Source organism: Sphingomonas panaciterrae (genome assembly GCF_036890205.1).
Lineage (GTDB): Bacteria > Pseudomonadota > Alphaproteobacteria > Sphingomonadales > Sphingomonadaceae > Sphingomonas > Sphingomonas panaciterrae.
Genome location: NZ_JAKNQR010000010.1, coordinates 58457 through 70357, shown reverse-complemented (window position 1 = coordinate 70357; position 11901 = coordinate 58457). Strand labels below are relative to the sequence as shown.

Sequence of the window (11901 nt, the reverse complement as noted above, 5' to 3'; positions counted from 1 at the left end):
AACCTCAAATCTGTGCCATTGGTGCTGACGGCGGACACTGCCTGACCCGTGTCGCCCAAGTTCCCGGGTCTTGTAATGGCAGGTTCAACTGAAATCAGCCGCGCGCAATTGGACGTTGAATGGCTGGCTTTGGTCGGCTGCCGACTTAACGTGCGTGTCAGCTATCCTCGCAACCCGGCTCCGATCCGGACTGTCTCCTACCGGCCAATGTACGACAAACAGGTGTTTTCCGACGCCCTCAGGCCTTAGCGTATATCTGTGCCCGTTTTATGTGACGCCCCCATCCCGGTCAGGATCAGCAGGGCAACGATGATCGTTCCTACCAGGGAGAAGCCCGTCAAGGCCTCCTCGGCGAGCGAGACCCGCTCCATATCACCGGTCGCTGCTTTAGGCATAACCAGCGCGAGGAAGGCTGCAAGCGCGCCGACCCAGGCGCCGGCGGCGAGCAGATGGACGAGATCGGCGACCAGTTGCAGCCAGCCCGGATAGCCTTCGCCAGCCGCGCCATGTCCGCTCCAGGCGAGGGTCGCGAGCGCGAGCGCGCCTGCGAGAGTAGAGGCGATGAAGGCGGGACGTGATTGCCGTCGATACAAGAGGACGCAGAATAGGAGGACAAGGAGCGCGACAAGGCGCGCCTTCAACGCCGCCCCCATGGCCGTCTCATTGATGAGATCACCCAGCAGGGCGAAATCAGGCTGTGTGAGCGGCAGTCCGGACATGGCCGCAGCCTGCACCGCAAAGCCGAACGCAGATAGCAGCAGCCCGAAGCAGGCAAGACAGGCCACCATCGCCCCCATCGGCAGATGCCGCTGCACCGTCCGGCCGCCACCTGGGGCATAGAGCGCGAACAGCGGCAGGCCGAACAAGAGGCCGAGATCGGCGTACAGCGCCCAGCGGATCGCGATGCCTGCTACCTCACTCATTGCCCTATCGCACGATGAAGGCGAGATTGCCCTGGATGCGGTGCGTGTCCATCGAGACGACATGCCAGGTGACCTGATAGGTACCAGCGCCAAGCGGCTTGGCCAGTGTCAGCGCCAACGTCTTGTTACCGCCCTCGACCGCGGTCTTGAAGCCGGTCACCGCCATGCGATGGTTTGGCATGCCGGGCATACCGGTCATCACGATCTCGGCACCAGATAGTCTGGCCATCAGGCCTTCACTGAACGTCAGAGTGATACGCGACGGTGCCGAGACTCTGGCGTTGGCGGCGGGCGTTGAAGACACGAGCTTGGGATGTGCATAGGCCGGAGCCGAAACGCTCAGGCTGACGGCGGCGACAGCTGCGAAAGGCGAAAGGAAGCGCATTCGGGAATTCTCCAGTCATTGACATGAGAGAATACGCAGCTGCAGCCTGCACCCCTCTCAAATTTCTTTTCTGTTCCGAGCCAAGGGGTCGTGGGCCAGAATGCGTATTGTGAAGAGAAGACGGAGAAACACCATGGACCACCTTGACGAAATGCTCGCGAAATTGCGCGATGCCCCAATTGACCCCAGGCTTGCCGGCCTGGACAGCCGCGTCCTGACGGAAATCGCTAGGGTCCAGGCCATGCCGCGCTTGGGCGCAACGACGTTTGGTCTAGCCGCCGCAGTCGCGCTTTTCATCGGCATCGCGGGCTCCGCGGTTCCAATCGGGTCGGCGGACGCGAGCCCGATATCGCCCTTCGATGCGCAGTTGGCGCTCGCGCCCTCGACGCTGCTGGGCTCGCAATGATGCGGGACCGCCGCCGGCTCCTGCTCCTCCTACTGTTGACCTTTACCGCGGCGATCGCCGGGGTGGTGATCGGGCGGATCTATGTGGTGTCGGCACCGCCCGTGGAAAACGAACTGCACGAGCTGCTCCATCGGGATCTCAAACTGGATACGGCTCAGCACGCCCGGCTGGAGTTCATCGAGAAGAATTATGCCATTCGGCGTCAGGCACTTGAAGCCGAGCTGCGCGCCGACAATGCTCGCCTAGCAGAGGCGATTGAGGCGGAACATGGCTATGGCCCTAAAGTCGCGGCGGCAGTGGACCGCTCGCACCAAGCCATGGGCGCGCTGCAGAAGGAAACGCTCGAGCACATCTTTGCAATGCGTGCCGTACTTCGCCCCGATCAGACGCAGAAGTTCGACGACGCCGTAGTGAAAGCGCTGACGGCAAAGTCCGAATGACCATAATTCTCCCCGACTGCTCGGACGGGGAGCTTGCCGCTCTTGCACTCGTCGGCCGGCAGGCCGCTTTCGCCGAACTTGTGCGGCGACACCAAGGCTGGGTATTTCGGCTCGTGCGCAGCCATATAGGTGACGGAGAGGAGGCGCTGGACGTCACGCAGGCAAGCTTCGTCGCCGCCTTCGCCGCACTCAACCGCTATGACGCTGCGCGACCCTTCCAGGTCTGGATGTCCCGGATCGTCATCAACAAATGCCATGACTGGCGGCGCCGGCGCGCGGTCCGGAACTTCTTCTCCATGGCCCTGCCGCTGGGCGAGGCGGATGACGTCGCCGATGAGGCGCCGCTACCCGACCAGGCAATCGGCGCCGAGCAGCAACTGGCAGAGGCGATGAAAGCGATCGCCGCCCTGCCCGCCTCGCTCAAGGACACGCTCATCCTGCGGACGATCGACGAGAAATCGGAAGCCGAAACCGCCGAGATCCTCGGCATCTCCCAGAAGGCCGTCGAGACCCGCCTCTACCGCGCCCGGGCGCGCCTCGCGGAAAGTTTGAAGAAAGTTTGAGGGGCAGGCGGGTGGGCTGCGTATTTCCAATAGGTCCGCCCTCTTTCCGCAAGCTGAGACAAACCGAATGATTTCTGCCCTCGACCGCCGCCAGTTCCTTCGCGGCGCGGCCCTCGCCGGTGGTGGCGCCGCATTATCAGCCTGGCTGCCTGCCTGGGCGCAGACGATCTCGCCGGGGATGCGACCGACGCTACCGACCGTGTCGGGCGAAGACATCACGCTGACCATCGCCCGGCAGTCGATGAGCATCGACGGGCGCCAGTTCCGCGCAATCGGTCTCAACGGCACGGTCCCCGCCCCGCTGATCCGGCTGCGCGAAGGCCAGCGCGTGCGGCTCAACGTCGTCAATCAACTCGAGGAGGACAGCTCGATCCACTGGCACGGGCTGATCCTGCCGGCCAATATGGACGGCGTGCCGGGCGTGTCTTTTCCGGGCATCAAGCCGGGATCGAACTACCTCTACCAGTTCCCCGTCGTGCAAAGCNATGGACGGCGTGCCGGGCGTGTCTTTTCCGGGCATCAAGCCGGGATCGAACTACCTCTACCAGTTCCCCGTCGTGCAAAGCGGCACCTACTGGTATCACAGCCATTCGGGCCTGCAGGAGCAGGAAGGCCATTACGGCCCGATCATCATCGACCCCGCCGGTGCCGATCCGGTCGCCTATGACCGCGAGCATGTCATCGTGCTCGCCGATCACAGCGCACTCTCGCCGCAGGCGATCTTCCGGCGTCTCAAGGTCAACCCCGGCCATTTCAACTTCCAGCGCCAGACGCTGGCCGGGCTGCTCTCGGGCAAGGACCAGCCACTCAAGGACCGGCTCGACTGGGGCCAGATGCGGATGGACCCCGCCGACATCTCCGATGTCACCGGATCGACCTACACCTATCTCGTCAATGGCCATGGTCCGATGGACAACTGGACCGCGCTCTTCACCCCGGGCGAGCGGGTGCGGCTGCGCGTCATCAATGCGTCGGCGATGACCACCTTCAACGTCCGCGTACCCGGCCTGCCGCTCAGCATCGTCCAGGCCGACGGGCAGAATGTGGTGCCCGTCACCGTCGACGAGTTCCAGATCGGTGTCGCCGAGACCTACGACGTCGTTGTCAGCCCAGGCGAGGACAAGGCCTATACTCTTGTCGGCGAGGCGATCGACCGCTCGGGTATGGCGCGTGCCACGCTCGCGCCGCGCGCCGGCATGGCTGGCGAGGTGCCTCCCTTACGCAAACGGCCGCTCGCCGACATGAAGGACATGGGCATGGACATGTCCTCGATGCCGGGCATGGAAGGCATGGACATGTCGGGCGGCGCTATGCGGGGCGTCGATCCGACGGCCGAGAAGAACGCGTCCGCGCGCCTCGCGACCGGCGCGGCGGCAGCGATGGCGACCATGGACAACAGCGCCATGGCGGGCATGGACCATTCGGGGATGGATCATTCCGCGATGAGCGGGATGGATCATGGATCGATGGCCGGCATGGACCACGGCGCGATGGGCGCCGATGGCCAGATGGCGGGCATGGATCATGGCGGGCACGCGATGGGTTCGATGAAGATGCGCGACTTCTCGAACGCGCCGCAGGTGAAGCGCGATCCGAGCGTCCAGACCATCTCGCCGATGCCCGTCGACCGCACCGGCGAGCCCGGCCAGGGCCTCACCGACGTCGGCCACAAGGTGCTCGTCTACAAGGATCTGATGGCGCTCGAGCGCAATCCAGACGTGCGCGCGCCGAGCCGCAGCATCGACATCCACCTCACCGGCAACATGGAGCGGTTCATGTGGTCGTTCGACGGCGAGAAAATGTCGGACCATCACGAGCCGATCCCGTTCATCGAAGGCGAGCGGGTGCGCGTCAATCTCATCAACGACACGATGATGGGGCATCCGATCCATATTCACGGGCATTTTTTCGAGCTGGTGACGGGGCATGGCGATCACAGCCCACGCAAGCATACGGTGATCGTCCAGCCCGGCGGCAAGGTGAGCTGGGACTTCACCGCCGACGCGGTCGGGGACTGGGCCTTCCACTGCCATCTCCTCTACCACATGCATGCAGGGATGATGCGGGTCGTGAGCGTGCGTCCGAAGGGAGACGCGCAATGACCCGCATCCTCACGCCGCTGGTGAGCGCGATCGCCCTTCTCGCCGCCGCACCCGCCTTTGCCCAGGATCATTCGATGCACGACATGCCCGGCATGGCGCCGCCGGGCGGGGCGCGGCCGGCGCAGGAGAAAAAGGAGGACAAGGCCGCCGCGCCGCGCCCCAAGCCCACTGCCAGGCCGCGCGCTCAGAAGCCAGCGCCGGACACCATGCCGGCAATGGACCATTCGCAGCACCAGACCACTCCCGCGGCGCAAGCAAATGCGGCCGGTCAGCCGCAATCCACGTCTCCCGCAATGCCGGAGATGCCGGGCATGGACCACTCCCAGCATCAGGACGGCGCGATGCCCGACATGCCCGGGATGGACCATGCGCAGCATGGCGAGACAGCGACGCCGGGAACGCCCGCCATGCCCGGCATGCAAATGACCGGCACCGCACTTCCGGCCGGCAATGCGCCCCCGCCGCCGCCCCCAGGCGACCACTTCGCCGATCGGGATTTTCCCGGCGGCGAGATGGCGCGCTCGCGCGACATCATGATGAAGGACAGCGGCGGCAACAATTTCGGGCAGGTGCTGCTCAACCTGTTCGAGTATCAGGCGCATAGCGGCCGCGATGGCTATCGCTGGGATGGCGAAGGCTTTTACGGCGGCGACATCAACCGCCTCTGGCTCAAGAGCGAGGGCGAAGGCGAGTTCGGCCGCGGCATCGACAGCGCCGAGGTGCAGGTGCTCTACAGCCGGGCCATCGACCCCTATTTCAATCTTCAGGGCGGTATCCGCCAGGACTTCGGCCGCGGGCCCGACCGCACCTACGCGACGATCGGCGTCGAGGGCCTGGCTCCTGGCATGTTCGAGGTCGAAGGCGCGCTGTTCCTCTCGACCAAGGGCGATGTTCTGGGCCGGGTCGAGGGCTATTACGACCAGCGCATCACCCAGCGCCTGATCTTGCAGCCGCGCGCCGAGGTCAATTTCGCCGCGCAGGATATTCCGGAGAACGACATCGGTTCGGGGCTGGTCAACATAGAGCTCGGCGCGCGCCTGCGCTACGAATTCAGCCGCCAGTTCGCACCTTACATCGGCGTTTCCTATCTGCGCAAAGCCGGAGACACGGCGCGGCTGTCGAGGCTTGCGGGCGAGGACGTCCATGCCACCAGCTTCGTCGCCGGCGTTCGCTTCTGGTTTTAGCATCAGGACGGCTGATGGCGGGGGCGAACAAGAGAGCGGGGCGTTACACTCATACCCAGGTCGGCCGGCGCCGAGCGAAGGAGATACGCCATGGACCATTCGTCCCACATGAACACCCGGAAGATGGGTGCCTATTGGAGCCTTGCCGTTCAGACCGTCATCAGCGGCGTCATCATGTATCTGGTGATGTTCGTCATGATCGACGGGCTCGACAGCTTCTACAACAACCTCAACATGCTCTACATGACGCTGATGATGGTCGCACCGATGGTGGTGCTGATGATCCTCGCCATGGGGCACATGTTCGCGTCGAAGGCCGCCAACATCGCGCTGATCGCCGCGTCGCTGGTCGCCTTCTTCGGCAGCTTTGCACTCATCCGCACCCAGACCACGATCGGCGACACGGCCTTTCTGCGCTCGATGATCCCGCATCATTCCGGGGCGATCCTGATGTGCCAGGAAGCAAAGCTCAGCGATCCGGAAGTCATCCGGCTTTGCGAAGCGATCAAGCGCTCGCAGCGGCAGGAAATCGACGAGATGAAGGCCATACTCGCGCGGCGCTGAGTGGCACGGTCGGGCTACGCCCGGATACGTGCGCCCGGCCAGGTATGTGAGCCGGCCGATGGTCGACACGAGGCGCGGGGCGGACGAGATTGCCAGGGAGGTGGTGCGGCTTGCGCCGTTGTTCCTGCGACAGGCTGGCGGCCATGTCCTGACGCTGCTCGATCCTGCCGGGATCGTGCTGAGCTATAATGAAGAAGGCGAGCGTGCCGAATGCTGGCCCCTCGATCGCGTCCTGGGACAGCCCCATGACCTGTTCTACCCGCCCGACGAGATTGCGGCCGGCCGCCCGTGCGCAGACCTGGCGGCCGCCCTTCACGAAGGCACGCTGGAGCGCGAAGCGTGGCGGGTCTGCGAGAACGGAGCGGAGTATCTCGCGCGCCTGACGATCAGCGCCCTGTTCGAAGGCGACGCACATCGAGGCTTTGCCTGCATCAGTCGCGATGTCACCGACGAGGCGGCGGTCCGGGCGTCAATCGAGACCCGCGAGCAGCATCTCCAGTCGATCCTGGCGACCGTCCCCGATGCGATGATCATCATCGACGAGACCGGCGACATCACGTCGTTCAGCGCGGCCGCCCAACGCCTGTTCGGCTATTCGGAAACCGAGCTCGTCGGCCGCAACGTCTCCTGCCTGATGCCCCAGCCCGATCGCGACCGGCATGACGAATATATCGCGCATTATCTCCAGACCGGCGAGCGCCGGATCATCGGCCTCGGCCGCGTCGTGGTCGGCCAGCGCCGCGACGGCTCGACCTTCCCGATGCAGCTGTCGGTTGGCGAGGCCGGTGAAGACGGGCAGCGGTTGTTCACCGGCTTCATCCGGGATCTCACCGCCAAGGAGCAGGATGAGCTCAGGCTCAAGGAACTGCAGGCAGAGCTGGTCCATGTCTCCCGGCTGAGCGCGATGGGCACGATGGCCTCGACCCTCGCGCATGAGCTCAACCAGCCGCTTGCCGCGGTCGCGCTCTATCTCGAGACGATCCGCGACATGCTCGACGAGCGGGACGACGAACCCTTCGTGTCGCTACGGTCGGTGATGGATGATGCGGCACAGGAAACGCTGCGGGCCGGCCATATCGTCCGGCGCCTGCGCGATTTCGTCGCCCGCGGCGAGGTCGACAAGAGCCTCCACGATCTGCCGCAGGTTGTCGCCGAGGCGAGCGAGCTCGCGCTGGTCGGTGCACGCGAGCGCGGCATCCGCAGCTTCTTCGCGGTCGATCCCGCCGCGACGCCGGTTCTCGTCGACAGGGTGCAGATCCAGCAGGTGCTGGTCAACCTGATGCGCAACGCCATCGAGGCGATGGCGGCGTGTCCGGTTCGCGACCTCAAGGTGGCGACCAGGTTGCGCCCTGACGGGCTGATCGAGGTGACCGTGGAGGATACCGGCCCCGGCATCGCCGACGAGGTCCGGGAGCAGCTCTTCACGGCGTTCAAGTCGACAAAGGCCGACGGCATGGGCCTCGGCCTTTCGATCTGCCGGACCATCATCGAAGCGCATGGGGGCCGTATCTGGATGGAGCGCCCCGACCGCGGCGGCGCGCGCTTTCATTTTACCTTGATCCATGCGCGGGCGGAGGAGGAACATGGGGGATAGACGCGTCATCCATCTGGTCGACGACGAGGAGAGCATCCGCAAGGCGGCGAGCTTTGCGCTCAAGACCGCGGGCTACGACGTCGTGACCTATGCCTCGGGCGTGGAGTTTCTCAAGGAGGCGAAGTCGGCGGCCGTCGGCTGCGTCATCCTCGACGTGCGCATGCCCGAGATGGACGGTCTCGAGATTCAGGCCGCCATGGCAGCACGCGGGGTCAATATGCCGGTCATCGTCCTGACCGGCCATGGCGACGTGTCGGTTGCGGTGCAGGCCATGAAAGGCGGCGCGGTCGACTTTCTCGAGAAGCCCTTCGAGAAAGCCGCCCTGCTCGGCGCCGTCAGCCGCGCGTTCGCGCGTCTCGACGATGTCGACCTTCGCACTCTGGAAACCTCTGAAGCCGGCGTGCGGGTCGCTGCACTGACGCCCCGGGAGCGTGAAGTGCTGGAAGGGCTGGCGAACGGCCTGCCCAATAAGACGATCGCCTATGACCTGGGCTGTTCATCGCGAACGGTCGAGGTCCATCGCGCGAGCCTGATGGCCAAGCTCGAGGTCCGCAATTTGTCCGAAGCCCTGCGGATCGCCTTTGCCGCGGGCATGGGCCGCAAGCCGAAGTGACTGCGACCTCTACGTAGCGACGGGACGAGGCGCGATATGCGATCGATGGTGCAATCGTCACACGGGTGTCCGCTTCTCGCAATGCCATCGGTCCGTTCCACTCAGCATGATGGCAGATACACCATCCTCGTCTCCGACGACGATCCCGGCGTGCGGCGTGGCCTCCAGCTGCTGCTGAGATCGCGCGGCTATGCCGTGTGGGGATATACGACCGGCCACGCGCTGTTGGCCGACCCCCGCGCGAAGGAGGCAGACTGCGTCATCCTCGACTATCGCATGCCCGACATCGACGGATTCGCGATGCTGCGTCACCTTCGCGAGATCGGATGGTCGGGACGCGCGATCATGATCTCAGGCTTTCATGACACGCTGCTGGCCTCGCGGGCCGCTGAGGCGGGCTTCGATCATGTTCTCGCAAAGCCGCTGATCGGCAGGGCTTTGCTCGAAGCGTTGGACCGGCACCGCATCGAGACGCTTCGAAAGCATTGAATTGTGGCGGCCGGCCCCCGGCAGCCTCAGCCCGGCGCGATGTGGAAAGCCGATCTGCGCCGTCAAAGCCAGTGGCTACGTTTGAACCGGATGTAGAGCCCAATGCAGACCGCAGCGATGACGCCGAGGATGACGAAATATCCCCATTGCGTCTTCAGTTCGGGCATATTCTCGAAATTCATGCCGTAGATTCCGGCAATCGCGGTAGGCACCGCGAGGATCGCAGCCCGGGCGGCAAGCTAACGGGTGATCGCACCTTGGCGCTGCTGTTCGAGCAGGTGACTCGCCTCGAACACCGAGATCAGGATGTCGCGGATGCCGGTGATGGCGCTCTCAACCCTGAGCATGTGATCGTCGAGCTTCGAAATCTGGTGGCCGTTGTCGGCACCTTCCATGGCAAGCGGGTGAAGGCCGTAATTCCCGGCGATGTCGGCAAGTTCTGTTTCGCTGGGCTGGGACATTTTGATCCACACGAAGTCATCCTTGCCGACGTGCTCGCACGCCGGATCGATCAGGGTCGCCGGCCGTAGCCGTTTGCCATTGTGACAAAGAACGGCGGCGGCGACCGGAAGCCGTGTGCCTCGCCTATTGAGACGCGCGCACAAACACTCGTCATTCTTCAAGCCCAATCGCAGGAAGAAGAAGGCGGCGCGCAGCAATTCGAGCGAGAGCTTATAGAAAATGCGGCGGAGCGTTGGGTTTCGCAGAAGGCCGCTCCCGTTCATGACGCGCGTGGCTGGGCGGCGCGCTGCCACATCAAGGGCACGCAGACTGCGAAGGTCTGCGCACCCTTGATTGGCGACCGCGAGGGTTTTCCTCTCTTGCGATGGTACCAAGCGATTGCCCGTGTGGCGCCTCTGCAATCGTGTCGGATGACTATACCTAAGTATCGGATAACGGCGCTGACGACAGGGTTGCCGGGCCCCGGTGAGGCGCGTCGCACCGCGCGGAGACGAAAGCTGGAAGACGGAAAAGCTCAACTGTCGAAAGCGACCGAGCGCGCGAGCGCTTCCTGGGACTGCAGAAAGGCGAGCCGCGATTGCAGCGCCGCCTGGACAACGCCGAAAGCGTCACCCCCCAGAGTCACGCGCAGCGGCGGATGGTCGCTGGTTGCGACATCAACGATCGCTTGCGCGATCTTTTGCGGGTCGAGCGTGTAGAGCTCGTTTCCGGCGGTCTCGAACATCTTGCGGATATGGCCGGCGGGCGTATCGCGATACGCGGCGATCTCGCTGGCGAATTGCAGATTGTGGCTGAAGCTGGTGCGCGCCCCGCCCGGCTCGATCAGTGTCACGAACAGGTTGAAGGGTTCAAGCTCCTGGCGGAGGCATTCGCTGAAGCCCTCCAGGCCCCATTTGGCCACATGATAGAGACTGCTCGTCGGAAGCGAGCCCTGACCACTAGCGCTGGAGATCTGGATGATCCGGCCGCTCCCGCGCAGCCGCATGGCGGGGACAAAGGCGCGGGTGATGTGGATGGGCGCCATGAGATTGAGCGCGATCTGGCCTTCGACCTCGGCGTCCGACATCTCTTCGGTGGCGCCGATCACGCCGCCGCCGGCGTTGTTGACCAGAATATCGACGGGTCGACGCGCCTGCGCCCGGGCCACGACCGCAGCAATATCGTCCTTGACCGTGACGTCGAGCGCTTCGACGCGCAGCTGGCTCGGATATTTCGCCGCGAGATCATCGAGGCTTTCGGGCTTGCGGGCCGTCGCGGTAAGGTCGTCGCCAGCGGCCAGGATCAGTTCGGCCAGATGGCGGCCGATGCCGCTGGACGCGCCCGTGAGAAACCAGTGATTGGACATATGTTACTCCATATATTACCAACTGGTAGGTAACTTGAAACCTGGAATGCGTCAATGCTTGGAGGTGTGATGAAGCAACGAACCCGGCGGAATGCCGCACAGAGCCGCGAGACGCTCCTGGCTGCAGCGACCGAGGAGTTCGCGTCCCATGGGCTGGCGGGCGCGCGGATCGACCGGATTGCGCAGGCGGCGGGTATCAGCAAGCCGATGCTCTACACCTATTTCGGGGACAAGGAGGCGCTCTTCGATGCCGCGCTGACGCAGGAAGTGATGGACGCGGCGCAGGCCGATCGCTTCGATCCCAATGATCTTGAGGGTTATGCGGGGCGCACCTATGACTTGCTGGTCGAACGCCCGCGCCTGTGGAGGCTGCTGACCTGGCATCATTTGGAGCGTGGCCAGGATGTTCTGATGCTCCCGGCCGGCGAGGTCCTTCTCGGGGAGAAGCTGGACGGGATCGCAGCGGCGCAGGCCGAGGGGCGGATCGTCGCCGACTTCACGCCCCTGGATGTCGTCCGGCTTGTCGCCGCCCTCACCCAGCTCTGGTGCATGACCGGAGCTGCACGCGACGCTGCCGAGCACGCGGCGCGCCGGGCGACGATCATGCGGGCGGTGGGGCGACTGCTGCGCGTGTGATCGTGCGAGGCGCGAGCTGCACGCCCGCGCGCCGACCGGGACACAGCAAGCATTTTTCGCAACCTGCCGTACTGCCCAGCGGCAAAATCAGGGCGGCTCATGCACAAGCCGGCCCGTCGGCTCCGCGGATGCGATCGACGTTCGAGGACTGCGCCGCCACTGCCGAACCGGATTGGATCATCGCCAAGTGACCCA

The 11901-nt window shown here is 64.5% G+C and carries 14 protein-coding genes and 1 pseudogene; 11 read left to right on the top strand and 4 right to left on the bottom strand.

From position 1 onward, the window contains the following. Window positions 1-245: 245 nt before the first annotated feature. Both L8F96_RS16550 and copC read right to left on the bottom strand, forming a co-directional pair. Entirely contained in the window at window positions 246-866 is a 621-nt protein-coding gene (locus L8F96_RS16550; protein WP_231621839.1) for a hypothetical protein, read from the bottom strand. A gap of 61 nt (window positions 867-927) precedes the next feature. After that, the gene (copC, locus tag L8F96_RS16545; RefSeq protein ID WP_037486754.1) at window positions 928-1308 is read right to left on the bottom strand and encodes a copper homeostasis periplasmic binding protein CopC; all 381 of its coding nucleotides are present in this window, start codon (window positions 1306-1308) and stop codon (window positions 928-930) included. A gap of 133 nt (window positions 1309-1441) precedes the next feature. On the opposite strand from copC, the gene L8F96_RS16540 reads away from it, so the two are divergent. The 10 genes from L8F96_RS16540 (at window position 1442) to L8F96_RS16500 (ending at window position 9263) form a co-directional block, all read left to right on the top strand. Next, complete coding sequence (locus L8F96_RS16540) at window positions 1442-1714, top strand: hypothetical protein (protein WP_007406377.1); 273 nt, start codon at window positions 1442-1444, stop codon at window positions 1712-1714. Further along, complete coding sequence (locus L8F96_RS16535) at window positions 1714-2154, top strand: periplasmic heavy metal sensor (RefSeq protein WP_037486783.1); 441 nt, start codon at window positions 1714-1716, stop codon at window positions 2152-2154. The genes L8F96_RS16540 and L8F96_RS16535 overlap by 1 nt, the downstream gene beginning before the upstream one ends. After that, on the top strand, window positions 2151-2717 hold the full coding sequence (locus L8F96_RS16530; RefSeq protein ID WP_046407413.1) for an RNA polymerase sigma factor: 567 nt from the start codon (window positions 2151-2153) through the stop codon (window positions 2715-2717). The genes L8F96_RS16535 and L8F96_RS16530 overlap by 4 nt, the downstream gene beginning before the upstream one ends. Before the next feature lie 67 nt (window positions 2718-2784). Continuing rightward, on the top strand, window positions 2785-3384 hold the full coding sequence (locus tag L8F96_RS18640; RefSeq protein ID WP_417159001.1) for a multicopper oxidase domain-containing protein: 600 nt from the start codon (window positions 2785-2787) through the stop codon (window positions 3382-3384). Next, entirely contained in the window at window positions 3275-4819 is a 1545-nt protein-coding gene (locus L8F96_RS16525; protein ID WP_417159002.1) for a multicopper oxidase domain-containing protein, read from the top strand. Before L8F96_RS18640 ends, L8F96_RS16525 begins: the two co-directional genes overlap by 110 nt. Further along, window positions 4816-6003, top strand: a complete 1188-nt coding sequence (locus L8F96_RS16520) for a copper resistance protein B (protein ID WP_334656696.1) — start codon at window positions 4816-4818, stop codon at window positions 6001-6003. Before L8F96_RS16525 ends, L8F96_RS16520 begins: the two co-directional genes overlap by 4 nt. A gap of 90 nt (window positions 6004-6093) precedes the next feature. Continuing rightward, window positions 6094-6567 (top strand): DUF305 domain-containing protein, encoded by a 474-nt coding sequence (locus L8F96_RS16515; RefSeq protein ID WP_103727907.1) that lies wholly within the window; start codon window positions 6094-6096, stop codon window positions 6565-6567. A 58-nt stretch (window positions 6568-6625) separates the two neighbouring features. Continuing rightward, a complete protein-coding gene (locus L8F96_RS16510) occupies window positions 6626-8161 on the top strand; it encodes a PAS domain-containing sensor histidine kinase (protein WP_030089528.1) in 1536 nt (511 codons plus the stop codon). Next, window positions 8151-8774, top strand: coding sequence for a response regulator transcription factor (locus L8F96_RS16505; RefSeq protein ID WP_015449255.1), 624 nt, complete (start codon window positions 8151-8153; stop codon window positions 8772-8774). The genes L8F96_RS16510 and L8F96_RS16505 overlap by 11 nt, the downstream gene beginning before the upstream one ends. A gap of 81 nt (window positions 8775-8855) precedes the next feature. Continuing rightward, complete coding sequence (locus tag L8F96_RS16500) at window positions 8856-9263, top strand: response regulator (RefSeq protein WP_016743851.1); 408 nt, start codon at window positions 8856-8858, stop codon at window positions 9261-9263. A gap of 62 nt (window positions 9264-9325) precedes the next feature. Here L8F96_RS16500 and L8F96_RS18635 read toward each other — a convergent pair. Beyond that, window positions 9326-9628, bottom strand: a pseudogene (locus tag L8F96_RS18635) (CorA family divalent cation transporter); the annotation flags it as partial. A gap of 611 nt (window positions 9629-10239) precedes the next feature. Next, window positions 10240-11070, bottom strand: coding sequence for an SDR family oxidoreductase (locus tag L8F96_RS16485; RefSeq protein WP_037479754.1), 831 nt, complete (start codon window positions 11068-11070; stop codon window positions 10240-10242). Window positions 11071-11139: 69 nt separating this feature from the next. Between L8F96_RS16485 and L8F96_RS16480 the strand changes: the two genes are divergently transcribed. Then, complete coding sequence (locus L8F96_RS16480; protein ID WP_015449258.1) at window positions 11140-11706, top strand: TetR/AcrR family transcriptional regulator; 567 nt, start codon at window positions 11140-11142, stop codon at window positions 11704-11706. The last annotated feature ends 195 nt before the right edge of the window (window positions 11707-11901 follow it).